Here is a 24,355-nt window from a genome sequence, read left to right as displayed (position 1 = left end):
ATGGTGAACCTGGAAACGGTTCCTGCCGCATGGGCTTCCGAACTGATCGATATGTACGAAGCCGGCTCGTCGTTTTTCCTGGCCTCGCCGCAGCGTACGCTGCTGGCGAAAGGGGAGGCGGCCAGGCTGTCCGTGCAGGGAGGTGCGGATCGGCTCAAAAGCTTGCCGCAGCACGTGGCCGAGCTGCTGGCCCGCACGCAATTTTCCGGCGGGGCGCCTTCCGTTGTCGTGGGAGCGATTCCCTTCGATCTCGCGAAGCCTGCGGAGCTGATTGTGCCGCAGACCGTCCGGTGGGCCGGTAAGCTGCAGCTGAACAGCGAGGCTGCGGAAAGGCAGTCCGACGCCGCGGATTATAAGCTGCGCCCCGTACCGGAGCCGGAAGTCTACGAGCATAGCGTGAGCCGGGCGTTGACTCGTTTTCAGAAGGGAGACCTCCGCAAGGTCGTTCTTGGGAGAACCCTGCATCTGACGCTTCCGACGAAGGTTGATGTCAACCGGCTTCTCCGCAGTCTAGCCCGGCATAATCCGCACGGCTATACGTTTGCGGTGAACCTGGCTCCGGGAGAAGCCCGGGCCGCATGGACGCCGGACGAGCCGAACGGCCGGGAACCGCGAACGCTGATCGGTGCCAGCCCGGAGCTGCTTGTCACGAGAACGGGAGGGCGGCTGAAGGCAAATCCGCTGGCGGGCTCCGCGCCCCGCAGCAGCGATCCGGTCGAGGATCGGCGGAGAGCGGAGGCGCTGCTTGCTTCGGCCAAGGACCGGCATGAGCATGCGGTCGTGATCGAAGCCGTCGCCGACGCGCTGCGCCCCTATTGCAGCCGCTTGGACGTACCACGCGAGCCTTCGCTCGTACAGACGTCCACGATGTGGCATCTGTCCACGGTCGTTACCGGAGAGCTGGCCGATCCTTGGGCATCGTCGCTGGAGCTGGCTTTGGCGCTGCACCCGACACCGGCGATTTGCGGGACGCCGACCGATTTGGCGCGGGAAACGATTCGCGAGAGCGAGCCGTTTGACCGGGGCTTCTTCACGGGAGCGGTCGGCTGGTGCGATGCGAGCGGCGACGGGGAATGGATCGTGACGATTCGCTGCGCCGAGGTGGAAGGGCGCGAGCTGCGGCTGTTCGCGGGCGCGGGGATCGTCGAGGGATCGAGCCCGCAGGCCGAGCTGGCGGAAACGTCCGCCAAATTCCGTACGCTTCTGCAGGCGATGGGGCTGAATCAGCCGCAGCCGACAGCTGTAAGGGGGGACAAATGATGCGTTCGCAATACCCTTCGTGGCCGAAAGAGCTGGCGGATTTTTACCGGGAGACCGGCTGCTGGCAGGGCGAGACGTTCGGTGAGATGCTGCGCGGGCGCGCCGCCGCTTACGGGGACCGCATCGCGGTCGTCAGCGGAACGAGCCGGATCAGCTACGCCGAGCTGGATGCGAGAGTTGACCGGTTGGCCGCCGGATTTTACAAGCTCGGGATTCGGCAGGACGACAAGGTGATTTTACAGCTTCCGAATATCGCGGAGTTTATCGAGGTGTGTTTTGCGCTGTTTCGCCTGGGCGCGCTGCCGGTATTCGCTCTTCCGCTCCACCGCCGGAGTGAAATTGTTTATTTTTCCGAGTTTACAAATGCGAATGCTTATATTATTCCGGATGTCGAAGCGGGCTTCGATTACCGGGAGCTGGCGGCGCAAGTACAGGAGCAGGTACCGACGCTGCGCCATGTCATCGTAGCCGGCGATCCCGGGAAGTTTACGGCGCTGCGCGACCTGTACGCCGATCCGCTGCCCGATTTGCCGGGGCCAAGCTCCGACGACGTGGCGTTTCTTCAGCTGTCCGGCGGGAGTACCGGGCTGCCGAAGCTGATTCCGCGCACGCACGACGATTATATCTACAGCTTGCGAATGAGCGCCGAAGTGTGCGCTCTCGGCGAGCAGAGCATCTATCTTGCCGTGCTTCCCGCGGCCCACAATTATCCGCTGAGCTCCCCGGGTGTGCTGGGCACGCTCTACGCGGGCGGACGCGTCGTGCTGTCCCGCGGCTCCAGCCCGGACGAGGCGTTCCCTCTCATCGAGCGGGAACGCGTCACGATCACCGCCGTCGTGCCTCCGCTGGCCCTCGTCTGGCTGGACGCCGTCGAGTCGCGCCGCAGCGACCTCTCGTCGCTTCGGCTGCTGCAGGTCGGCGGGGCCAAGTTCAGTGCGGAGGCCGCCCGCAAGGTCAAGCCAATGCTGGGCTGCACGTTGCAGCAGGTGTTCGGGATGGCGGAAGGGCTGGTCAACTATACCCGCCCGGACGATCCCGAGGACATTGTGGTGAACACGCAGGGCAGACCGATGTCGCCTTATGACGAGATTCGCATCGTGGATGACGAGGATGAAGAGGTCGCTCCCGGTCAGGTCGGACATCTGCTGACGCGGGGCCCCTATACGATCCGGGGCTATTACAAAGCCGAAGAGCACAACGCCAGAGCGTTCACGGCGGATGGCTTTTACCGCACAGGGGATATGGCGAGAATGACGCCCGAGGGCTATCTTGTCGTCGAGGGCCGGGCCAAGGACCAGATCAATCGCGGCGGCGACAAGGTGGCGGCGGAGGAGGTCGAGAACCATCTCCTCGCGCATCCGGGTGTGCATGACGCCGCCGTCGTATCGATGCCCGACGCTTACCTTGGCGAGCGCACCTGCGCCTTTATCGTACCGTATTCACCGGCGCCTACTCCGGCCGAGCTCAAAGCGTTCCTGAGGGAGCGGGGGCTGGCCGCTTACAAAATTCCGGACCGGGTAGAATTTATGGAGTCGTTCCCCCGAACCGGGGTCGGCAAGATCAGCAAAAAGGCGTTGCGTGAACTGATAGAACAGAAGCAGCAGACTTTAGCTGCACCTCCGATAAAATAACGTGAGAAAAGAGGAGATACGATGGCTCTTCCTGCCATAACGCCTTATCCGATGCCGACGGCGTCCGACCTGCCCGCCAACCGGGTGAATTGGACGCCCGACCCGCAACGCGCGGTTTTGCTGATTCATGACATGCAGCAGTATTTCGTGGATGCTTTCACAGAAGGGGCATCCCCTGTGATCGAGCTGCTGGAGAACATCCGCGCGCTCCGAAGCGCTTGCGACGAGCTGGGCATACCGGTCGTCTATTCCGCCCAACCGGGCGGACAGACGCCGGAGCAGCGCGGATTGCTGCAGGATTTCTGGGGTCCCGGGATCAATGACGGACCCTATCAGAAGCAGATCGTCAAGGAGCTGCCGCCGGGCGAGCGCGATATCGTGCTGACCAAATGGCGGTACAGCGCCTTTCAGAAGACCGATTTCCGCGGCAGACTGAACCAGCTTGGCCGCGACCAGTTAATCGTGTGCGGCATCTACGCTCACATCGGCTGCCTCATGACTTCTTGCGAAGCGTTCATGCAGGAAGTGGAGCCTTTCTTCGTCGCCGATGCGGTGGCGGACTTCTCGCTGGAGAAGCACCGGCTGGCGATCACCTACGCGGCCGAACGCTGCGCGGTTGTCATGACAACGGAGCGTTTGATCAAGGCGCTCCACAGTGAAGCGGGGATCGCAGCCGAGCCGGAAGCCCTATCGGAAGCTGGATCGGAAGCGGCTTCGGCGGCAGAAAGTGGGACGTTGACCAAGGACGGCTTGCGGGAGCTGGTGGCGGACTTGCTGCAGGAAGCTCCGCCGTCCATTGCGGAGCACGACAACTTGATTACGCAGTGGGGCTTGGATTCGATCCGCATCATGAGTCTGGCCGAACGGTGGCGGCGCTCCGGGGCGGAAGTCACTTTCGTAGAGCTGGCGGAGCGTCCGACGCTGCACGATTGGTGGGCTCTGCTGTCTACTCGCCTAAGCAGGACTTTGCCGAACGGGGATTATATTACGACATGAAGGAGGGAGCGCAAATGTCCGAAGCTCGGCAGGCCCGCTGGCCGTTGACGGGGGCGCAGCTGGGGATTTGGTTCGCCCAGCAGCTTGACCCGGAGAGCCCGATGTTCAATACGGGGGAATATATCGATATTCGCGGATCTATAGACCCGGCGCGTTTCGAAGCGGCGCTGCGTCAAACCGTGGCGGAGGCGGAAACGTTGCATCTGCGCTTCGGCGAAGACGGAGACGGACCTTGGCAGCGTCTTGAGCCGTCGTCCGATTGGATGCTGCATCATATCGACTTCAGCGAAACGGGCCATCCGCTGGAAGCGACGGAGGCTTGGATGAGACAGAACTTGGCCGAGCCGATGGACCTGACGCGCGGACCGCTGTTTACGCAAGCGTTGTTCAAGCTGGCCCCGGACCGGTTTCTCTGGTATCAGCGCATCCATCATCTTGTCATCGACGGCTACAGCTTTTCTTTGCTGGCCCAGAGAGCCGCTCAGCTCTATACCACCTTCTCCCATGACCAGTCGCCCGGACCAGGAGCGTTCGGCGCGCTGCAATCGATTCTCCAGGAGGACGAGGCTTATCGCGCTTCGGAGCAGCAGCAGCAGGAGCGGGACCGGGCCTTCTGGCTTGCCCGCTTCGCCGACGTGCCGGAAGCGGTGAGTCTGGGCAGCCGGACGGCCAGAGCCGGGGCGGGCTTCCTGCGCCGGACCGCGCAGCTGTCGCCGGACGATGCGTCCGCGCTGCGGGACGCAGCCGACCGGACGGGAACGACTTGGCCCGATGTCGTGATTGCGGCGGTGGCGGCTTACGTGCACCGGATGACCGGGGCCGACGACGTGATTCTCGGTCTGCCCATGATGTGCCGGTTGGGCTCGGCTTCGCTGCGCATTCCGGGCATGGTCATGAACCTGCTGCCGCTGCGCTTGGCCGTGCGGCCCGAGATGCCGCTGTCCGAGCTGCTGCGCCAAGTCTCGCGGGAGGTTCGCGAGGCCCGGCGCCATCAGCTTTACCGGCAGCAGGACATGCGGAGGGAGTTGAAGCTGCTCGGGGAAAACCGCCGCTTGTTCGGGCCAATGGTCAACGTGATGCCGTTCGACTATCGGCTGAGCTTTGCCGGCTGCCCCGGCATTCCGCATAATCTGTCCGCCGGGCCTGTGGACGATTTATCGATCCACGTCTATGATCGGTCGGACGGAAGCGGGCTGCGGGTGGACTTCGACGGAAATCCCGCGGTGTACGGGGCGGAAGAACTGGCGGCCCATCAGCGGCGGTTCCTTGGCTGGCTGGAGCGGCTTGCCTCGGCCGATCCCGGGCAGCCGATCTCGCAGATCGACATGCTGCTGCCCGAGGAACGGGAACAGGTGCTCATCGGATGGAACGAAACGGCCCGTGAATTGCCGGAAGTCTCCACGTCCGCGATGGTTGAGGCCCAAGCGGCCCGCACGCCGGATGAGGTCGCCGTCGTTTTCGAGGACACGGTCCTCACATACGCCGAATTGAACCGGCGCGCCAATCGGCTGGCTCATGCGTTAATCTCGCAAGGCATCGGTCCGGAAGGCATCGTGGCGCTGCTGCTGCCGCGGTCGGCGGAAGCGGTCGTGGCGGTGCTGGCCGTCCATAAAACCGGTGCCGCGTATTTGCCGCTGGACCCCGACTACCCGCAGGACCGGTTGGTCTACATGCTCCAAGACGCCGCCCCTCTGTGCGTCCTGACGGACAGGGAAACGGCTTCCCGGCTGCCTCCCGGAGCGGCAGGGCCTCTTCTGGTGCTTGACGAGCCCGCCAGCGAAGCACATCTGCTGCGCCAGCCGGAAACTTCTCCCGGCGACGAGGACCGTACCGGCCGTCTGTCGCCTCTTCATCCTGCCTATATTCTTTACACGTCGGGCTCAACCGGCAAGCCGAAGGGCGTGATCGTGACCTTCGGCAGCTTGACCAACTTGCTCACGGCCATGCAGGACAAGTTCCGGCTAACCGTCCGGGACCGGCTGCTGTCGGTGACGACGATTGCTTTTGACATCTCGGTGCTGGAGATGTTCCTGCCTCTTACGACGGGGGCCAGCATCGTTATTGCCCCAAGGCCGGTGATCATCGACCCGCCCGCGCTGGTGAGGCTGATCCATGAGTCGGGGGCTACGATCATGCAGGCGACGCCGACCTTATGGCAGGCGCTCGCATCGAGCAAGCCCGAGCCGTTCCCCGGCCTGCGGATCATCACGGGCGGCGAGGCGTTTCCGCTGGGGCTGAAGCTCGCGATGCAGTCGCTCGGCTGCGAGGTTCATAACCAATACGGGCCGACGGAAACGACGATCTATTCTACCGCCGGGCGTCTGGGCGAAGAGCGTACGGGAACGCCGCCGATCGGGGGGCCGATTGCGAACACGCAGGCCTATGTGCTCGATGGGGGGCTATCACCGGTACCGCCGGGCATAGCGGGCGATCTGTATCTTGCGGGGGCGGGACTGGCCCGCGGTTATTTGGGCCGGCCGGACTTGACGTCCGAGCGATTCGTAGCCGATCCGTTTGGACCGCCCGGCAGCCGGATGTACCGTACGGGCGACCTTGCGAGATGGCTTGAGGACGGCACCCTCGATTACATAGGACGCGCCGATCATCAGATCAAGATTCGCGGATTTCGGGTGGAGCTCGGCGAAATCGAGTCGCTGCTCTCGCGGCATCCCGCCATCGATCAGGTTACGGTCGTCGCACGGGAGGACCGGCCCGGGGATAAACGGCTAGTCGCTTATTTCACAGCCAATTCACCGGACGTTCCCGATCCGGCGGAGCTTCGGCAATATGTGGCCGAAGAGATGCCCGATTACATGGTGCCTTCCGCCTTCGTGCCGTTGGACGCCATGCCGTTGACGCCCAATAAAAAAATCGACCGCAAGGCGCTGCCTGCCCCGGATTTTCATGCAGCCGTCAGTCGCAGTCCGAGAACGCCGCAGGAGGAGCTGCTGTGCGGCTTGTTCGCGGAGGTACTCGGCTTGGCGAAGGCGGGCATCGACGACGACTTCTTCGCGCTCGGCGGCCATTCCCTGCTGGCGGGGCGGATTGTGGCCCGAATCCGGGAAGTGTTCGGCGTGGAGTTCGGCATCGGAGGCCTCTTCGAGTCGCCTACCGTGGCCGGTCTCGCCAAGCGGCTCGATCAGGCGCAGGCCGCGAGACCGGCCGTGCGTCCGGCCAAGCGGCCGGAGGCGGTTCCGCTTTCCTTTGCCCAGAACCGGCTGTGGTTTCTGTATCGTTTGGAAGGCCCGAGTCCGACCTACAATATTCCGTTGGTTGCCCGGCTGTCCGGCCCGTTAAACGTGGCTGCGCTGGAAGAAGCGCTCGGCGATGTGGTGAGCCGACATGAGACGCTGCGCACGATTTTCCCGGATACGCAGGGTTCTTCCCAGCAGCTCATTCTGGAGGCGGCGGCTGCCAAGCCTCGGCTGCTGGTGACCGAAGTCCGCGAAGACGAGCTGCCCGAGCGGCTGGCGGAGGCGGTGCGCTACGGCTTCCGGCTCGCCGAGGAGCCTTCGCTCCGCGCCGAATTGTTCGTGCTGGGCGAGAACGAATACGCCCTGCTGCTGCTGCTGCACCATATCGCGGGCGACGGCTGGTCATTGGTGCCGCTCACCCGTGAGCTGTCCGCCGCCTACGCTGCCCGTCTGCGGGGAGAATCGCCCGCTTGGGCTGCGCTGCCGGTGCAGTATGCCGACTATGCGATCTGGCAGGAGCGGCTGCTTGGCAGCGAGGGCGACGCCGACAGCCTGATTGCGCGGCAGCTCGCCTATTGGACCCGGACGCTGCAGGGCTTGCCGGACGAGCTGACGCTGCCGACCGACCGTCCGAGGCCTGCGGCCGCAAGCTACCGGGGAGGGGTTGTCCGCTTCCGGATCGGCAGCGAGCTGAACCTCCGGCTTGCGGAGCTTGCTCGCGAAAGCAAGGCCAGCTTGTTCATGGTGCTGCAGTCCGCCCTTGCGGCGCTGCTTACCCGGCTCGGCGGCGGGACGGATATCCCGATCGGCAGTCCGATTGCGGGACGGAGCGACGATGTGCTGGACGGCCTGATCGGCTTGTTCATCAATACGCTGGTGCTTCGCGCCGATACGTCCGGCGATCCGTCCTTCCGCGAGCTGCTGGCCCGCGTCCGCAAGGCAAGTCTGGCCGCATACGAGCATCAGGATGTGCCTTTCGAGCGTCTGGTGGAAGTGCTGAATCCCGTACGCTCGCGGGCCCGGCATCCGCTGTTCCAGATCATGCTGGTATTGCAAAATACGCCCGATGCTGCGCTGGAGCTGCCCGAAGTGTCGGCACGTCTCCAATTGGACAGCCCCGGAACATCCAAGTTCGATCTGACCTTCGAGCTGAACGAGCGCCGCAGGCCGGATGGCACGCCAGACGGGCTGGAAGGGCTGCTGGAGTACAGCTCCGATCTGTTCGAGCGCAGCACGGCAGAAAGGCTGGCCGCGCGGTTTGTGCAGGTGCTCGAAGGAGCGGCGGCCGAGTCTGATCAGCCGATCGGACGGCTGGATATTTTGATGCCCGACGAGCGCAGCAGCCTGCTGGCGCAATGGCGCGAGCCGCTGCCTGGGACGCCGGGGGCCCATCTGCCCGCGCTGTTCGAAGCGCAGGCTGCCCGCACTCCCGACGCGACGGCGGTCGTCTGCGAGGATGCGCTCCTCGACTATGCGGAGCTGAACAGCCGCGCCAACCGGCTGGCGCATCTGCTGATCGCCGAAGGCGTCGGCACCGAGCAAATGGTGGCGTTGGCGCTGCCGCGTTCGGTAGAGATGGTCGTCGGCGTGCTGGCCGTGCTGAAGGCCGGGGCTGCGTACTTGCCGCTGGACCCGGATTACCCTGCCGACCGGCTGGCTTATATGCTGGAGGACGCCCGGCCGGTGTATGTCGTCACAAGCGAAGCTGGGGCCCAGGGCTTGCCGGATACCGGCAGCCTGCCGCGCCTGGCGCTGGATGCGCCGGATACGGCGGAACGGCTAAGGGCGTATTCGCCGGATAACCCCGGCGACCGTGATCGCAGAGGGCCGCTGTCGCCGCTTAGCCCTGCGTATATGATCTATACCTCGGGCTCGACGGGCAAGCCGAAGGGCGTCGTGATTCCGCATCAGAACGTCATACGGTTGTTCGCCTCGACGCAGCATTGGTTCGGCTTCGGATCGGAGGATGTCTGGACGCTGTTCCATTCGTATGCTTTCGATTTTTCCGTATGGGAAATCTGGGGACCGCTTCTCCATGGCGGCCGCCTCGTGGCGGTGCCGCATACGGTCAGCCGCTCGCCCGCGGAGTTCCTGCAATTGCTCGTACGCGAGCGGGTTACGGTGCTGAATCAGACGCCGTCGGCGTTTTATCAGCTGATGCAGGCGGACCGCGAGCATCCGTCGCTGGGTGGGGAGCTGGCTCTGCGCTACGTCGTCTTCGGCGGCGAGGCGCTGGAGCTCGGACGGCTGGAGGAATGGTATGCGCGCCATCCGGACGACGCTCCGAGATTGATCAACATGTACGGCATTACCGAGACAACCGTACATGTCAGCTACAAGGAGCTGGACCGCAGCAGCGCCGCTTCGGGGAGCGGCAGCCTGATCGGCGAAGCGATTCCGGATTTGCGGGTCTACGTTCTGGATGAGGCGCTGCAGCCCGTACCGCCTGGGGTAACGGGAGAAATGTATGTCGCCGGCGCCGGGCTGGCTCGCGGTTACTGGGGACGGCCGGGTCTGACGGCGGAGCGCTTCGTGGCCGATCCGTTCGGTGCGCCGGGCTCCCGGATGTACCGTACCGGCGATTTGGCCCGGTGCTTCGCCGACGGCTCGCTGGATTATTTGGGCCGGGCGGATCATCAGGTGAAGATCCGCGGGTTCCGTATCGAGCCGGGCGAGATCGAGGCGGTTCTGGCAAAGCATCCCGGCGTCGCTCAGGTCGCCGTCGTGGTGCGCGAGGATCAGCCGGGCGACAAGCGGCTGGTCGCTTATGTCGTCCCCGCGCCGGACTCGCTCGCCGAGCCTGCCGAGCTGCGCCGGTATGCGGGCGCCACGCTGCCGGATTACATGGTGCCGTCGGCCGTCATCGGCATGGACGCCCTGCCGCTTACGCCGAACGGCAAGCTGGACCGGAAGGCGCTGCCTGCGCCGGATTGGACCGTCGATCCCGACGGAAGAGGCCCGCGGACGCCGCAAGAGGAAGTGCTGTGCGATTTGTTCGCCGAAGTGCTGGGGCTGCGGCGCGTGGGGATTGACGACGGCTTCTTCGAGCTCGGGGGGCATTCGCTGCTGGCGGTACGGCTGATGAGCCGCATTCGCGAAGCGATGGGCCGCGATCTCGGCATCGGCGTCCTCTTCGAGACGCCGACGGTGGCCGGGCTTGCGGAGCGGCTGGAGATGGGGACGGATCAATCCGCGCTCCAAGTGCTCCTGCCGCTTCGGGCTCACGGTACCGAACGGCCGCTCTTCTGCGTGCATCCGGCGGGCGGGCTTAGCTGGTGCTACGCCGGCCTGATGAAGCATCTCGGGATGGAATACCCGATCTACGGCCTTCAGGCCCGGGGCATTGCACAGAGCGAGACGCTGCCGCAGACGATGGACGAGATGACGGCGGATTATATTGCGCACATCCGCACGGTGCAACCAAAAGGCCCGTACCGGCTCCTCGGCTGGTCGCTCGGCGGCAACGTGGCGCAGGCCATGGCCGTTCAGCTCCAGCAGGAAGGGGAGGAAGTCGAGTTCCTTGCGATGCTGGATGCCTTTCCGAGCCATTATTTGCCAATTCGCGGCGAAGTGGACGAGGAAGAAGCACTGACCGCGATGCTGGCGCTCGGCGGCTACGACCCGGACAGTCTCGGCGACGTTCCGCTTACCATGGCCGCCGCTATTGAGATTTTGCGCAGCGACGGCAGCGCGCTGGCAAGCTTGGACGAAGCGATTATCCGGAATCTGCGCACGACCTACGAGAACTCGGTCCGTCTATTAGGGGCGTACGTGCCGAAGCGGTACGAGGGCGATCTGCTGTTCTTCCATTCCACGATCATCCCGGACTGGTTCGATCCGATCGATCCCGAGATGTGGCTTCCGTATATTAGCGGGCAGATGGAGCGCTACGATATTGCGTGCCGGCATAAAGACCTGTGCCAGCCCGGACCGCTGACGGAGATCGGACAGCAGCTTTCGGTGAAGCTGCAGGCGCTGAAAAACCGGACAGTCAAAACCTTCAGGGAGGAAATCAAACGATGACCAATCCATTCGAGCGAACGGACAGCGACTATCTGGTGCTGATCAACGACGAGGGGCAGCATTCGCTGTGGCCCGCTTTCATCCCGATTCCGCAGGGCTGGACTGCGGTGTTCGGGCAGGCTGCACGGGAGGCGTGCCTCGACTACATCGCTGCACACTGGTCGGATCTGCGGCCTCGCAGCCTTGATGCCGAGCCTGCCTACGCCGACACGAAGCAGGGATGAAGGGAGGACCGAGTCCCAAAGTCGTCGTGTGCATCGTCTACGTCGCCGCCATGTTCATGACGGCGATGGATGCCACCGTGCTGAACGTTGCGTTGGGCACCATCAGCCGGGAGCTGAACATACCGCCGGCGGCTTCCGGCGCGCTCAACGTCGGCTATCTGGCGAGCCTTGCTCTTGTCCTGCCGGTCGCCGGCTGGCTCGGAGACCGCTGGGGGAGCAAGCGGGTATTGCTGCTGGCGCTCGGCTTGTTCACCGGGGCTTCCGCCTTGTGCGGATTGGCCGACGGTCTGGCGGAGCTTACCGTGTACCGGGTGCTGCAAGGCATCGGTGGCGGCTTGCTCACGCCCGTCGGCATGGCGATGCTGTTCCGGGCTTTCCCGCCGCAGGAGCGGGCCAAGGTGTCGCGGGCGCTGGTGCTGCCCATTGCCGCAGCGCCTGCGTTTGGGCCGATCGTCAGCGGCTTGTTGACGGATCAGTTCTCCTGGCGGTGGATATTCTACATCAATCTCCCGGTCGGTATTCCAGTTCTGCTGTTCGGACTGCTGTATCTCAAGGAGCATAAGGAACCGGAAGCCGGCCGGCTGGATCTGCCAGGCTTCCTGCTCTCCGCTCCCGGCATGGCGCTGACGATGTACGCCCTTAGCCAAGGGCCGGTTCTCGGCTGGCATTCGCCTTGGATTGCGGGCTCCGGCTTCCTGGGCTTGCTTTTGCTGGCCGCTCTCGTCGTCGTCGAACTGCGTGCGCCGAGGCCGATGCTGGATTTGCGTCTGCTGCGCGACAGGCTGTTTCGCACGGCGGGGCTTGTCGGCATGTGCTCGGCCGCTGGCCTGCTGGGGATGCTCTACGTCTTCCCGCTGATGTACCAATATGTACTGGGCGCCTCGGCGCTGGAGACCGGGCTGACGACGTTTCCGGAAGCACTCGGGCTGATGGTGTCGTCTCAGCTCGTGCCTTGGTCTTATCCGAAGCTCGGCCCCAAACGCCTCATCATGACGGGGCTGCTCTGCACGACGGCGATCTTCGTACTGCTGAGCTTCGTTCACGAGGGTACCGACCCATGGCTGATCCGGGGTCTGCTGTTCGGCGTGGGCGTCTGCTTGGGCCATACGGTCGGCGCGGTGCAGATCGCCTCGTTCGCCAACATTCCCCCTTCGTCGATGGGGCGCGCATCGACCTGGTTTTCGGTCCAGAACCGGCTTGGCTCCGCGATCGGTCTTGCGGTGCTGTCCGGCATTCTCGCAGCCGTAGGCACGGGAGCGGCGAACGCTGTCGGAGTCATAGAGCCGAATTTGACGGCTTACCGGTCCGCACTGCTAGGGGCGGCAGGCTTCCTGCTGCTCGGCCTGTGGTTGGCGTCCGGTATCCGCGATTCCGATGCCGCCACAACGCTCCGCAAGCGGGGCGCTCCAGCCCCGGTCAAAACTGTGGGAGAACGCAGCTCTCCTGCCGAAGGGTAATATGTACGAAAAAGATTGCCGACCGTCCCGCCAGAAAGGCCGGGGCGCGGCAATCTTTTTATTTTTTTGCGAACAGTTGACTTTCATGCCGTTACTGCCAAGACACGATCAGGATGCCGGCGAAGGTGCAGCCTACCCCGATCCATTGATTCCATGCCGGTTTTTCGCCTCCCGCAAGCACCCCCCACAGCAAAGTCACGATGGCAAACAGCGAAGTTGCCGTGATGACGATGGAGGTATCCTCCAGTCCCAACCCGGTGTTGTAGCTGACAAGAGCGACTGCATCCAGAATGCCGACGATGGCGACCAATCCGGCACTGCTTCGGCTTGGAGGAGTGAGCTTGATCTTCAGCAGCCAATAAAGGACTGGAAGCAGGATCGTGGCCTGAAGCCGTCCGATCCAGACGGTCAGCAGACCGCCGAGCGCTTCCTGCGCGAAACGGAGTCCGAAGAAGGCCACACCGAGAAACAGAGAGGCCAGGATGGCCCAAAACACTCCGCTTGCCATCGCAGCGCCTGAGCGCTGTTTTGACTTCCCGGACCATACCATGGATGCGAGTACGACTCCCGACAACGTGATGACGATGCCGAGCCAAGTCCCTGCGCCCAATCGTTCCCCGAACAGAAAAGCCAGAACGACGGTCACTGCCGAGAAGCTGGAGGCGACAGGCGCGACGACGGCGGAGCTTCCGGTGCGCAGGCCTTGATACAGACAAAGAATTCCGATCAGATCGACCGCCATCCAGAGGCTGGCTGCGGCAACATGTTGGGGCGACAGCAGAGCATGCCATTGTCCCTTCCAGAAGACGGCGGCCGTCAAAAAGAGGAGGCCGACGAGCTGCATATAAAAGAGAGTGGAAAATACGCCGATTTTTTTGCTCGATTTTCCCGCGAAGAAATCGGCCGTTCCGAAGGATAAAGCCGACACAAGCCCGAGAAGCATGCCGTTCAAGAAAGCTCCCTCCCTTTCGAATATAGTTGTGTAATCAACTATTTCTTATGCAACTAAATTAACACGGTTTAGTTGCTCCGTCAACGCGGAATCAAGTATGATGAAGTTATCCGATGTTCAATTCAGGAGGAAGAACGGGATGCACCGACTTGAGGAAGACCAGCTTTCGGTTTGGCGGGCTTTTGTCAATGCCCATGCCGCCGTGATTAAACGAATCGAAGCGGATTTATCCGATCAACGAAGAGAGCCGCTTACGACGTATGATGTTTTGGTAGCCCTGTACCAGTCGCCGGACAAAAAGCTGCGGATGAGCGATTTGGCCAATAAAGTCGTGTTAACCCGCAGCGGACTGACCCGGGTGATCGAGCGGCTGGAACGAGAAGGGCTTGTCGAAAGGGAACGGACGGAGGAAGACCGTCGGGGAGCTTTTGCCGTACTGACCCGGGAAGGGAAGCGGGAATTTCTCAGAACGTGGCCGGTCTATGCGGAGGGGATTTACAATTACTTCGTCAGCGTGCTGGACGAAGAGGAGCGGAAGGCCGTCGAGAAGGCCCTGACGAAAGTATCCGAGGCGTTGAAAAAAGGAGAAGGCTAGAGGGAGCAACGGACCGGACGGACAAGCGGACGCATTTACAAAACCGAACGAAAGAAACGGCATGGAGCAAGCGGCGAGCTGCTCTTTTTTTGTTTTTGCATCATGCTGTAATTTTTGTGAGTTTTTTGAGAGGTTGAAATGATAGAATGACCATAGGACGGCATTTCATGGGAAGGAGATTAGAAATGACAAGCGCACATTACCGCAAGCTCATCATGATCGGCTTGATCTTTTCACTTTCCATGGCGCTATTCGTCGCGATTTATGCCCAGACGATCCCGAACGGGAACACTCCGCCGGCCAAGCGGGGAGTGCAGGATTTGTCCGGCTGGGATTTTCACCGGCAGGGTTTGGCCGTCTTGGACGGGGAGTGGGAGTTTTACGAAGGGCGGCTGCTGGAGCCTGCCGATTTTCAGCGGGGCCCGCTTGCCGGGGGTTCTTACGTATCCGTACCCGGCACGTGGAAAGGGGAGCAAAAAGCCGGCGGCATCAGCAAGCAGGGCTTCGGGACGTACCGGCTGAAAGTGATCGTGCCGGCCGCGGATGAAGTATTCGGTTTAAAAATAAGAAGCATCCGGATGTCCCACCGTCTGTTCGTCAATGGAAAGGCCGAAGGGGGCAGCGGATATCCCGCAGCGGACGGAGCCGTGCATCAACCGGGCAATACACCTTATACTGCATTTTTTCACACGAATGGGCGCGAAATCGAAATTGTGATTCAAGTGGCGAATCACGTGTACGCCAACGGCGGCATCGTCAATTCGATTCAATTCGGATTGCACGGGGATATGACGAAGCTCAACAGCATCCAGATCGGCACCGACATTGCGTCTGTCTTTATTTTGGGCATATTCGGAGCGTATCATCTCAGCTTCTACTATCTCGGCAGAAGAGACAAAACGTATTTATTCAGCGGCATCTATTTGTTGACCCTTTTGTTTCAGCAGACGCTTATCGGCGAGAAAATTTTTATGAGGCTGCTGCCCTGGGTTCCTTTCGACATCGCCTACAAGCTGATCGATTTAAGCGAGTTTTTCGGCGGGATTGTCATTGTGCTGTTCTTCTGCTCCATCGACGTACGTTTGCTGAGATCCCGCACCATCGGCCGAATGCTGGCCCCGATTGTCGTTTACATGGTGGCCGTGGTTGTTCTGCCCTATCGTATGCATAGCGAGGTCAAGCCTTTATTTTTAATGTATATGGGCGTTGTCTCCCTGTTTCTCCTTGGTCGAATGATTTATTTGTATACCCGCAAAGAATGGGATGCGGCAAACCGGAAGGAATTGACCCTGTTTATCGGGGGGATCGTCTCGCTGACGGTCTTTATGATCGATAGTATTCTTTACACGGTGAATATGACCCCGACCGACTTACTAGGAAAAGTGGGCATTGCCTGCTTCATTGGATTCATCAACATGCTGCTGGCGGTGCGATTCGCCAATGCCTATGAGAAGACGGAGGCGCTTTCGCATCAGCTGGCGGTTTCCAATCAGCTGAAGGATGAATTTTTGGCGCAGACGTCCCACGAGATCAAGACGCCTCTGCACGGCATCATGAACATGACGGCGTATTTGCTGGATGACGAGGAGCGCAATTTATCTTCGAAGCAAAAACAAAATTTGTGGCTGATCAAGGATACGTCCGTCAAACTGTCGATGCTGATTCACGATCTCATTGATGTCAGCCGTCTGAAGCACGGAGAGCTGCGGCTGCAGCTAACCGTCGTGGATGTGAGGGTCGTGGTGCAGATCGTGTTCGATGTGCTGCAGTTCGAGCTTTTGGGTAAAGAGGTATGGCTTGATAATCAAGTCGGTTCCGACGTCTGGGTGCGGGCGGACGAAAACCGGCTGCGTCAGGTCATGTACAACCTCGTACATAACGCGATCAAGCATACGAGCCAAGGGACTGTCCGGGTAAGGTCAAGCGTGCTCGGCGGCACGGTATCGATCTTCGTCGAGGATACGGGAACGGGGATAGCTCCTGACAAACACGAAATCATCTTTGATTATTTCGAACAGCCGGGTCCACCGCTCCCGCAGGACGGATACACCGGGATAGGCGTCGGCTTGTACATTAGCCGAAAGCTGGTCGAGCGAATGGAAGGGGAAATCCGGGTAGATTGGTCCGAGGTCGGCCAAGGAACGCGGATGATGTTTACTTTGCCAAGTGTGGAGCGGATTCCGGCTTACCGCGAAGCGGCGTATACGACTTCGGAGCCGCAGCGGGTCGCCTCCGGCAGCGTGCCGCTGGATGTTCAGGATCAGCCAGGCCGCACGATTATGATCGTCGACGACGAGGCTTCGAATATTCATCTTTTGCTTAACCTTCTGAAGCAGCATAAATATAACGTGCTGACGGCGTTTTCCGCCCGAGAAGCGTTGGTCAAGCTGGGAAAGCATCCGCAGGTCGATCTGGTCATTCTGGACGTCATGATGCCGGGTATGTCCGGGATCGAGCTGTGCCGGATGCTGCGGAACCAGTATTCCATTCTCGATCTGCCCATCTTGTTCGCGACGGCTAAAGACACCCCGCAGGACATTGCTCTCGGCTTCGGAGCCGGGGCGAACGACTATATCACCAAGCCGTTTGTGGCGGAGACGCTCACCGCCAGAATTCAAACGCTGATCGCCATGAAGACGTCGATTCAAGAAGCGATCAAGAGCGAGCATGCGTTTCATCAAGCCCAGATCAAGCCGCATTTTTTATACAATGCCTTGAGCAGCGTCATCTCGTTCTGTTACACGAATGGCGAGAAGGCGGCTTATTTGCTGACGATGCTCAGCCAATATTTGCGCTATATTCTCGAAATGGACCGCTCCGCGCTGTTCGTTCCCTTGTATAGGGAATTGGAGCTGATTCAGGCGTATGTCGAGATCGAAAAGGCGCGCTTCGGCGAACGGTTCCAATTTGAATGCGATGTGGACGAGGTCGATCATCATCATCACATTCCTTCTTTATGCATCCAGCCGTTCGTGGAGAACGCGATCCGGCACGGACTGTTCGAAAAGGAAGGGTTCGGCACGGTTGCGCTAAAGATTCACGAGGGAGAAGGGTACATAAGAGTCGTCGTCGAGGACGACGGCATCGGCATTCCGGACGATCTGCTGTACCGGATGTCCAAAGGCGAGGCGTCGGACGGCGGCATCGCCATTGCGAACATCCGCAAGCGGCTCGATTCGATCCCGGGAGCTACATTGATCATTAGCTCCGAACCGGGAAGCGGAACCAAGGTAACGATGTACTTGCCCGTGGACTCTGCCGAGGCGTCCGGCAGCGACGGTTAAACGAAGCCGCCGGAAAGCGGATTTTGCCTGCGAAATGCCTTATTGGGAGGGAAGAGGTTGTTTCATACCATTATTGTCGAAGACGAAAAACCGATTCTGGATTTAATGAACTATGTCATCGGCCAAAATCCGCATTATACCATTGTGGGCGCATTTACGAATCCGCTGGAAGCGCTGGCCCGTCTGTCGGAGCTTAAGCCGGATGTCGTCTTTCTCGACGTGGAAATGCCGAAGATGAACGGACTCGAACTGGCGCGGAACATAAACGAGCTGTCCGAAGAGACCAAAATTATTTTTAGTACAGCCTATAAGCAGTATGCTCTGGACGCGTTTCAAGTATATGCCTTCGATTATATTCTGAAGCCTGTGACCCCGGCGGCGATCGAACGGATTGCGGATCGTCTGGTCAAGCAGCAGCGGTCTGTTCTCCCTGCCGAGCCGCAGGAACGCGCGGCCGCGATCCGCTGCTTCGGCGGCTTCGAGGTCCGCAATCGGGAAGGGGTGCCGGTCCGATTTCCGACACGCAAAACCGAGGAGTTGTTCGCTTTGTTTCTCTGCCATCCGGGTCGGGAGCTCAGCAAGTGGCATCTGGCCGATTTATTGTGGCCGGAAATGAAGGAGGACCGGGCGTCTCATAATCTGCACAATACGATTTACCGTTTGAAGAAGCTGCTGAAAGGGCACGAGATCGGAATGGACATCCGAAAAATAAACGATGGATACAGACTGGACGCGGCCGGCTTGACGTACGATGTGCTGGCGTATGAAGGGTACGGACCCGTGCTGCTCGGAGTCATGCAGGATGCCGAGCAAGCGGAACGGCTATGCTCCTTGTACAAAGGTCCGCTGCTGGATAAAAAAGATTACGTGTGGAAAGCTTCGCTTGAAGAAGGGTACGCCAGACAGTATACGGCGCTTCTGCGCAGCTTGGTCGAGCGCGATATCGCCGGACAAGAATGGACGAGAGCGGAGCGGAGACTGGACAGCTATTTGGCGCTGTATCCGCTGCAGGAAGAGATGAATTTGCTCCTGATGGACATGTACGCGAACCGCGGGAAATTAGAGAAGCTGGCGGCGCATTATGCACGGTTCGAAGCCGCTTATCGCCGAGAGTTCGGAACGGAGCCGCCGGAGGAGATAAGGATCCGCGCAGGGGTCCTGGGAAGAGTATGAAACGATTGATCCGTAACGCACACAGGCCGTCGGAGTCGCTCCGGCGGCTTCTTTTTTTTCGTTCCGGTCGGTGTCTGTGAGAATTTTGAGAGGACGGTTTGATAGCATATGGAAAAAAGGGAGGGCCCGTCATGTCATTAGAAGAACTGCTCGGCAAGCAGGCGGAGCGGGATATTACCAATGCCGCGGGACTTGTACTGGTTCCTGCGCGCTTCCCGATGGAGCAAGAGCATATCAGGCTGCTGGAGCAGCACCGTGTGAATTATTCGGAGGTGATCTTAATGGATAACAATGCATCGGGTCTCGAACCGGCCCCCATTGATTTGGTGTCGGAGGCTTCACGCTATTCTAAAAATTTGTTCGAACACATTCTTCGGAAAAAAAAGGTTCCCCTGCTCGAAATCAAAAACGAGCTTCTTCCCATGGTGCAGGAAATCGCGGAATATCCCGATATGTTTTACATTTTCGCAGCCGTTAAGGCAAAGGACGAGGAGTATATCCACAAGCACAGTGTCGGGGTCGGGGTGCTGTCGATCATGCTCGGCAAGTGGCTGGGGCTCGGAAAGGCCGATATGGCGCTGTTGTCCTTGGCGGCCGTGCTTCACGATGTTGGAAAAGTAAAAATTCCGGGTGAAATCCTGCAGCAGCCCGGCAAATTAACTCCCGAAGAATCGGCGGAGATGAAGCGCCATACGATTTACGGCTACGAGATGTTAAAGGAGACGGTCGGGCTCAATTCCCGTGTAGCCCAAGTTGCCCTGCAGCACCATGAACGCGCAGACGGAAGAGGATACCCATTGAGGCTGAAGGGGAATCAACCGGATTTGTTAAGCCGGATCGTCGCCGTGGCCGATGTGTATCATGCGATGTCGTCCAGCCGTCCTTATCACGAAGCTCTCCCGTTTCATGAGGTGATCGACCGGATGCGCAAGGGTGCATTCGGCCAGTTGGATCCGCACGTATCCGCTGTTTTTCTGGATAACATGATCAAAGGCTTGATCGGGCGCAGTGTCAAGCTAACCGATGGCCGGATGGGAGAGGTGGTGTTCATTAATCCGCATGACGATACGCATCCGCTGGTCAAAGTCGGGGAATCGTTTCTCGATTTGAGCGGGGAGCGGCAGCTGCACATTGAGGAGGTGATGGTTTAACGATCAAAACGCCCAGTCGAGTAGAGCAGGCGGTTGAGTTGCCTCTTTCTTTTCTTGACGGATGTGCAAAGTCACGCCGGTTCTGGACCCGGACTTGGCTTGTAGAACAGCGCCATCGAAATATAGACATTGACATATCTGAAAAAATAGATATAGTAAAGCTATGGATACCACGATGATATTTAAAGCGTTGTCTAACGAAGCCCGTCGTCAAATTTTGGAATGGCTAAAGCATCCGGAACAACATTTTGGCCCTCAAATCTACTTGCCCAAAGATGCCGATTTCAAAGGGGGGATTTGCGTAGGCAGTATTCAAGCCAAAACCGAGTTAACGCAATCCGTTGTTTCGAGCTATTTGTCCATGATGCAAAAAGCAGGACTTTTGGAATCCAGACGTTACGGCCAGTGGACCTATTACCGAAGAAATGAACAATTGCTGCGGGAATTTACGGAATATATGCGGAATGAATTGTAGGCACGCCTGTTCGTCGGGCACTGCCTTCTTATTTTTTGCAGTTATATATCTAAATTTCTGGATATATACATATTGAGAAATGCGGACGAAAAGTTGGATTCGCCTTGGTATCTAAATGGAGTCCATGCCAACAAAAATTTCAAAAGGAGCGAGTATCATGAAACAGCATTCGCCACGCGAGAGTGAGTTTTCCCATCGTTCGCCTTATCTTGAGAATTACCGGTCTCTCCGGGAGCCAATGACCGTTCTGGCCTCCTTGTTGTCCCGCGCCGACAACACGCCGCTGGATCAACGCCGACGAGATCCGAATACCCTTCTTGATCAGGAAGGAAAGGCGGTTGCCGACCCTGCGGATCCCTCGCAGAAGCTTGCATTAGGGGGCGATCCGAATACCAGTTATGAAAAATGGGCGGAGTATTGGCGCAAAGTTCACGGCCCCCGCTTTATTTATGCGCAGGACACGGAGGAGGGAAAGATCCAGCACTTGGCCCGATACGATCAGGTGCATCGCATTTCCGCGGGTCCGACCCAGTTTACCCCGCCGCCTTACGTGGCCCCGACCGACGCAAACGGCGAGCTGTACGATACGGTCATCGGTCACATTCCGGAATACAGACGACCGGATTGGGATGGCATGGCCTATCTTGCTTTTAGCACCCCCGACGATTTGAAAGCCGTTTTCAGCCAAGAGAATCTCCGGACGAAAATTGTTCCTGAAGACCAGGCCATTTTCCGCGAGTTGGCCCCTGTTATTGCGACAGAGCACATTATATTGCCGAGCGCAACGCAGCGCGACCCGATCCTGCTCGTGAAGATTCACCGAAGACAAGAGGGCATGAGCCGAGAGGAGTTTCAGGAGGACTGGCTCCGTAAGCATGCGAATCTGGTACTGGCGAAGTCTGCGGCGCACAAATACGTCAAGCGTTACGTTCAGCTTCATAATATAGGTCCGGTATCCGAAGGGGAGCCGTTCTGGCATCCCGCCTCAAGCGGAATTGACGGTATTACGATCATGGCTTTTGCCAATATGAACGATGTAGAGGATTTTCTGATGACCGATGATTACAGCGAAATCGAGAAAGACGAGCGCCGGATCGCCGACCCGAAAGCATCCGAATATTGGACCGGACTGAACTACAATGTCGTGAACCGGGTGTATCCGGAACACGCGACGATCAAGTAATCCGCCCCGGCAAAGAAAGGGGAAGGCAATATGAGCGATAAGGGGCGGGGCATCCGTGGTCTTACCTTGTTTTTGGCCGCAGCCGCAGGTTTCTCCAACGCAAATATTTATTACAACCAACCTTTGTTAGGGCATATGGCCCATAGCTATGGCGAGGGCGCCAACAGCGTAAGCTTCATTCCGGCCGCAACCCAGCTCGGCTTCGCGCTTGGCCTGGTGCTTCTTGTTCCGCTTGGCGATACGCTTGACCGAAGGAAGCTGATTTTATGGCAAACGGCGGGGCTGGTTCTCGCTCTCGTCGCAGCGGCTTTGGCTCCATCCCCGTTGCTGTTGCTGGTGGCGTCCGTTGTAGTTGGGGCGAGCGCCACGATCGCGCAGCACATCATTCCGCTTGCCGCGGAGCTGGCGCCGCCGGAAGTGCGGGGCCGTATGGTAGGGACGGTCATGGGCGGTTTACTTGCGGGCGTTTTGCTTGCCAGGACGTTGAGCGGTTTGGTGGGTGAGCACTTTGGCTGGCGCGCCATGTACTTCTTGGGCGCGGGTATCGCTGTGGCAATCGGCGCGATGCTTGCCGTAAAACTGCCGCGATTCAAGCCAGAGAAAACATACTCTTACAAACGCCTGATGCTTTCGCTTGTCCAACTGGTCCGGTCGTATCCCCAATTGCGGCGGGCCGTTGTCGCTCAGGGTGCCCTGTTCGCCGGCTTTTCCGCTTTTTGGGCTACGCTATCCCTGCTGCTGCAAGGACCTCCTTATCATTTAGGCAGCGATGTGGCCGGACTCTTCGGAATCATTGGACTCGCGGGAATATTGGCTGCTCCGCTTGCCGGACGTATCGCCGATAAACGCGGCCCGGGCAGCACTCGGGGGCTTGGCGCTTTATTGACGCTGGCGGGATTTGCGCTTTTTGCCGTTTACCCGACGATCCCGGGACTGGGCCTGGGGGTGGCGCTGATGGATGCGGGCGTTCAGACGGCGATGGTTTCCCATCAGTCGGTCATTTTTGCTCTAGAGCCCGGTGCGCACAGCCGGATCAATACCGTCTATATGACGGGCCTTTTTCTGTTCGGCGCCTTTGGATCGGCCGCAAGCAGCGCCGCTTGGAATTTGGCAGGATGGCCGGGGGTCGCTATTTTGGGTTTGGTACTCGCCGCAGCCTCGTTTTTACTCTCTCTCTTGGCTGGAAAGCAAAAATAATAACTGGCTTCCCGGATAATACCGCTTCTTGTTGACAGAAGCGGTATTAAATTTTATATTTTAATTGGGAACTATTAAGGAATTATTCCGTTAATAAAATGCCAGTCAGGTTTCGCACAGGAGAGGATTATAAACCGATGGACATCAGTCAGGAAGTGCTGCGCATCAAAAGCAAGCTCATACAAAGAAGGCGGGACTTTCACATGTACCCCGAATCGGGCTGGGTGGAATACCGCACGGCGGCGATTATCGCGGAACAATTGAGCCGGTTGGGGTACCATGTTCACGTGCGGGAGGAAGCGTGCAAATCCGCTTCGCGCATGGGCGTTCCCCAGCCCGAAGTGCTGTGGTACCACGAGAACAGAGCGATTGAGGAAGGGGCCGATCCGCGCTGGGTCGAACGGATGCGGGACGGTCATACGGCCGTCGTAGGAGTCATTCGGACGGGGAAGCCGGGACCTGTCATAGCGCTGCGCTTCGACATCGATTCCAACGACCTGACGGAGTGCGCCGCCGCCGACCACCGTCCCGTCCGGGAAGGCTTCGCTTCGCGCCACGAGAACATGATGCACGCCTGCGGGCATGACGGACATGCAGCGATCGGGCTTGGCGTGGCGGAGCTGCTGGCGGGATGCAAGGAACGCCTGACCGGAGAAATCCGCCTGCTGTTCCAGCCTGCCGAGGAGGGCAGCCGCGGGGCCAAAGCGATGGTCGATGCCGGATGGCTCGACGGCGTGGATTATTTGTTCGGCGGCCACATCGCCTTCCGAAGCAAAATGCTGGGCGAAATCGTCGGCGCGGTCGGAGGCTTCTTGGCGACGACCAAGATCAACGCCGTCTTCACCGGCAAAGCGGCCCATGCGGGCGCGGCTCCGGAGGAAGGGCGCAATGCCCTGCTGGCCGCGGCCTCGGCGATTGTGCATTTGAATGGCATCAGCCGCCACAGCGAAGGGGCGACCCGGATTAACGTCGGCACGCTCAAAGCGGGCTCGGGCCGTAACATCGTAGCCGACAAAGCGGTGATGGAGCTGGAAACGCGCGGCGAGACGACCGAGCTGAACGATTTTATGAAAGAGGAGACGATCCGCATTCTGGAGCAGACGGCCAAATTGCACGACGTCGCCTGCGAATGGGAGATCGTCGGCGAAGCGCCGGGAGCCGAGAGCAGTCCCGGGTTAATTCCGCTCATCCGGCAGGAAGCGGAGAAGATGGGCAGTGTCAAGTCTTTCGTGCCGAGAATGGATTTAGGCGGCTCGGAGGATGTGGTCTATATGATGAACCGCGTGCAGAAGCAGGGCGGTCAAGCGTCTTACTTGCTGTTCGGCTCGCCGCTGACCGACGGGCACCATCAGGTCCGCTTCGATTTTGACGAGGACGTGCTGCTGATCGGGACGGAAATTTTGGTCCGGCTTGTATTGGCATGTCAGGACTGATGAGTCTAAGAAGAAGGGGTCCAGGCGGGGACAAATCGGGTGTGTTATTCTATGAAAGCGCTAACCTGACCGTCCGCCCGCGAAAGCGGCGCCGTGCGTAAGCGCCGTTGGCGGGCGGTAGCGGTTG

At 59.6% G+C, this 24,355-nt stretch carries 15 protein-coding genes; 14 read left to right on the top strand and 1 reads right to left on the bottom strand.

The genetic code is table 11. The features are described from left to right. Genes dhbC through ET33_RS09415 form a run of 6 tightly spaced genes read left to right on the top strand, consistent with a single transcriptional unit; the run spans position 1 to position 12,785 of the window. Entirely contained in the window at positions 1-1,260 is a 1,260-nt protein-coding gene (dhbC, locus tag ET33_RS09440) for an isochorismate synthase DhbC (RefSeq protein WP_036679956.1), read from the top strand. Then, positions 1,260-2,891, top strand: coding sequence for a (2,3-dihydroxybenzoyl)adenylate synthase (locus ET33_RS09435; RefSeq protein ID WP_036679750.1), 1,632 nt, complete (start codon positions 1,260-1,262; stop codon positions 2,889-2,891). Before dhbC ends, ET33_RS09435 begins: the two co-directional genes overlap by 1 nt. Positions 2,892-2,912: 21 nt before the next feature. Further along, positions 2,913-3,887 (top strand): isochorismatase, encoded by a 975-nt coding sequence (locus tag ET33_RS09430; RefSeq protein WP_036679748.1) that lies wholly within the window; start codon positions 2,913-2,915, stop codon positions 3,885-3,887. A 14-nt stretch (positions 3,888-3,901) separates the two neighbouring features. Then, positions 3,902-11,104 (top strand): amino acid adenylation domain-containing protein, encoded by a 7,203-nt coding sequence (locus ET33_RS09425; protein WP_036679745.1) that lies wholly within the window; start codon positions 3,902-3,904, stop codon positions 11,102-11,104. Continuing rightward, positions 11,101-11,328 carry an MbtH family protein gene (locus ET33_RS09420; RefSeq protein WP_036679743.1) on the top strand — a complete coding sequence of 76 codons (228 nt, stop codon included), beginning with the start codon at positions 11,101-11,103 and terminating at the stop codon, positions 11,326-11,328. The genes ET33_RS09425 and ET33_RS09420 overlap by 4 nt, the downstream gene beginning before the upstream one ends. Further along, positions 11,325-12,785, top strand: coding sequence for a DHA2 family efflux MFS transporter permease subunit (locus ET33_RS09415; protein WP_036679741.1), 1,461 nt, complete (start codon positions 11,325-11,327; stop codon positions 12,783-12,785). Before ET33_RS09420 ends, ET33_RS09415 begins: the two co-directional genes overlap by 4 nt. A 91-nt stretch (positions 12,786-12,876) precedes the next feature. On the opposite strand, the gene ET33_RS09410 is transcribed toward ET33_RS09415, so the two are convergent. Continuing rightward, the gene (locus ET33_RS09410; RefSeq protein WP_235206679.1) at positions 12,877-13,728 is read right to left on the bottom strand and encodes a DMT family transporter; all 852 of its coding nucleotides are present in this window, start codon (positions 13,726-13,728) and stop codon (positions 12,877-12,879) included. A gap of 148 nt (positions 13,729-13,876) precedes the next feature. On the opposite strand from ET33_RS09410, the gene ET33_RS09405 reads away from it, so the two are divergent. The 8 genes from ET33_RS09405 (at position 13,877) to ET33_RS09370 (ending at position 24,228) form a co-directional block, all read left to right on the top strand. After that, positions 13,877-14,332, top strand: coding sequence for a MarR family winged helix-turn-helix transcriptional regulator (locus ET33_RS09405; protein WP_036679736.1), 456 nt, complete (start codon positions 13,877-13,879; stop codon positions 14,330-14,332). A 185-nt stretch (positions 14,333-14,517) separates the two neighbouring features. Continuing rightward, positions 14,518-17,616 (top strand): hybrid sensor histidine kinase/response regulator, encoded by a 3,099-nt coding sequence (locus ET33_RS09400; protein WP_235206673.1) that lies wholly within the window; start codon positions 14,518-14,520, stop codon positions 17,614-17,616. Positions 17,617-17,673: 57 nt separating this feature from the next. Beyond that, positions 17,674-18,789, top strand: a complete 1,116-nt coding sequence (locus ET33_RS09395; protein WP_036679732.1) for a response regulator — start codon at positions 17,674-17,676, stop codon at positions 18,787-18,789. 131 nt (positions 18,790-18,920) lie between these two features. Then, the gene (locus tag ET33_RS09390) at positions 18,921-19,940 is read left to right on the top strand and encodes an HD-GYP domain-containing protein (protein ID WP_036679729.1); all 1,020 of its coding nucleotides are present in this window, start codon (positions 18,921-18,923) and stop codon (positions 19,938-19,940) included. A gap of 163 nt (positions 19,941-20,103) precedes the next feature. Next, complete coding sequence (locus ET33_RS09385; protein WP_036679728.1) at positions 20,104-20,415, top strand: ArsR/SmtB family transcription factor; 312 nt, start codon at positions 20,104-20,106, stop codon at positions 20,413-20,415. A 157-nt stretch (positions 20,416-20,572) separates the two neighbouring features. Beyond that, a complete protein-coding gene (locus ET33_RS09380) occupies positions 20,573-21,598 on the top strand; it encodes an EthD domain-containing protein (RefSeq protein ID WP_235206672.1) in 1,026 nt (341 codons plus the stop codon). 30 nt (positions 21,599-21,628) lie between these two features. Continuing rightward, positions 21,629-22,795, top strand: coding sequence for an MFS transporter (locus ET33_RS09375; RefSeq protein ID WP_036679725.1), 1,167 nt, complete (start codon positions 21,629-21,631; stop codon positions 22,793-22,795). 137 nt (positions 22,796-22,932) lie between these two features. Continuing rightward, entirely contained in the window at positions 22,933-24,228 is a 1,296-nt protein-coding gene (locus ET33_RS09370; RefSeq protein WP_036679723.1) for an amidohydrolase, read from the top strand. The last annotated feature ends 127 nt before the right edge of the window (positions 24,229-24,355 follow it).

This window comes from Paenibacillus tyrphae, from assembly GCF_000722545.1.
Classification (GTDB): domain Bacteria; phylum Bacillota; class Bacilli; order Paenibacillales; family NBRC-103111; genus Paenibacillus_G; species Paenibacillus_G tyrfis.
The sequence above is the reverse complement of the archived record's forward strand: the minus strand, read 5'-3'. Positions and strand labels throughout refer to the sequence as shown.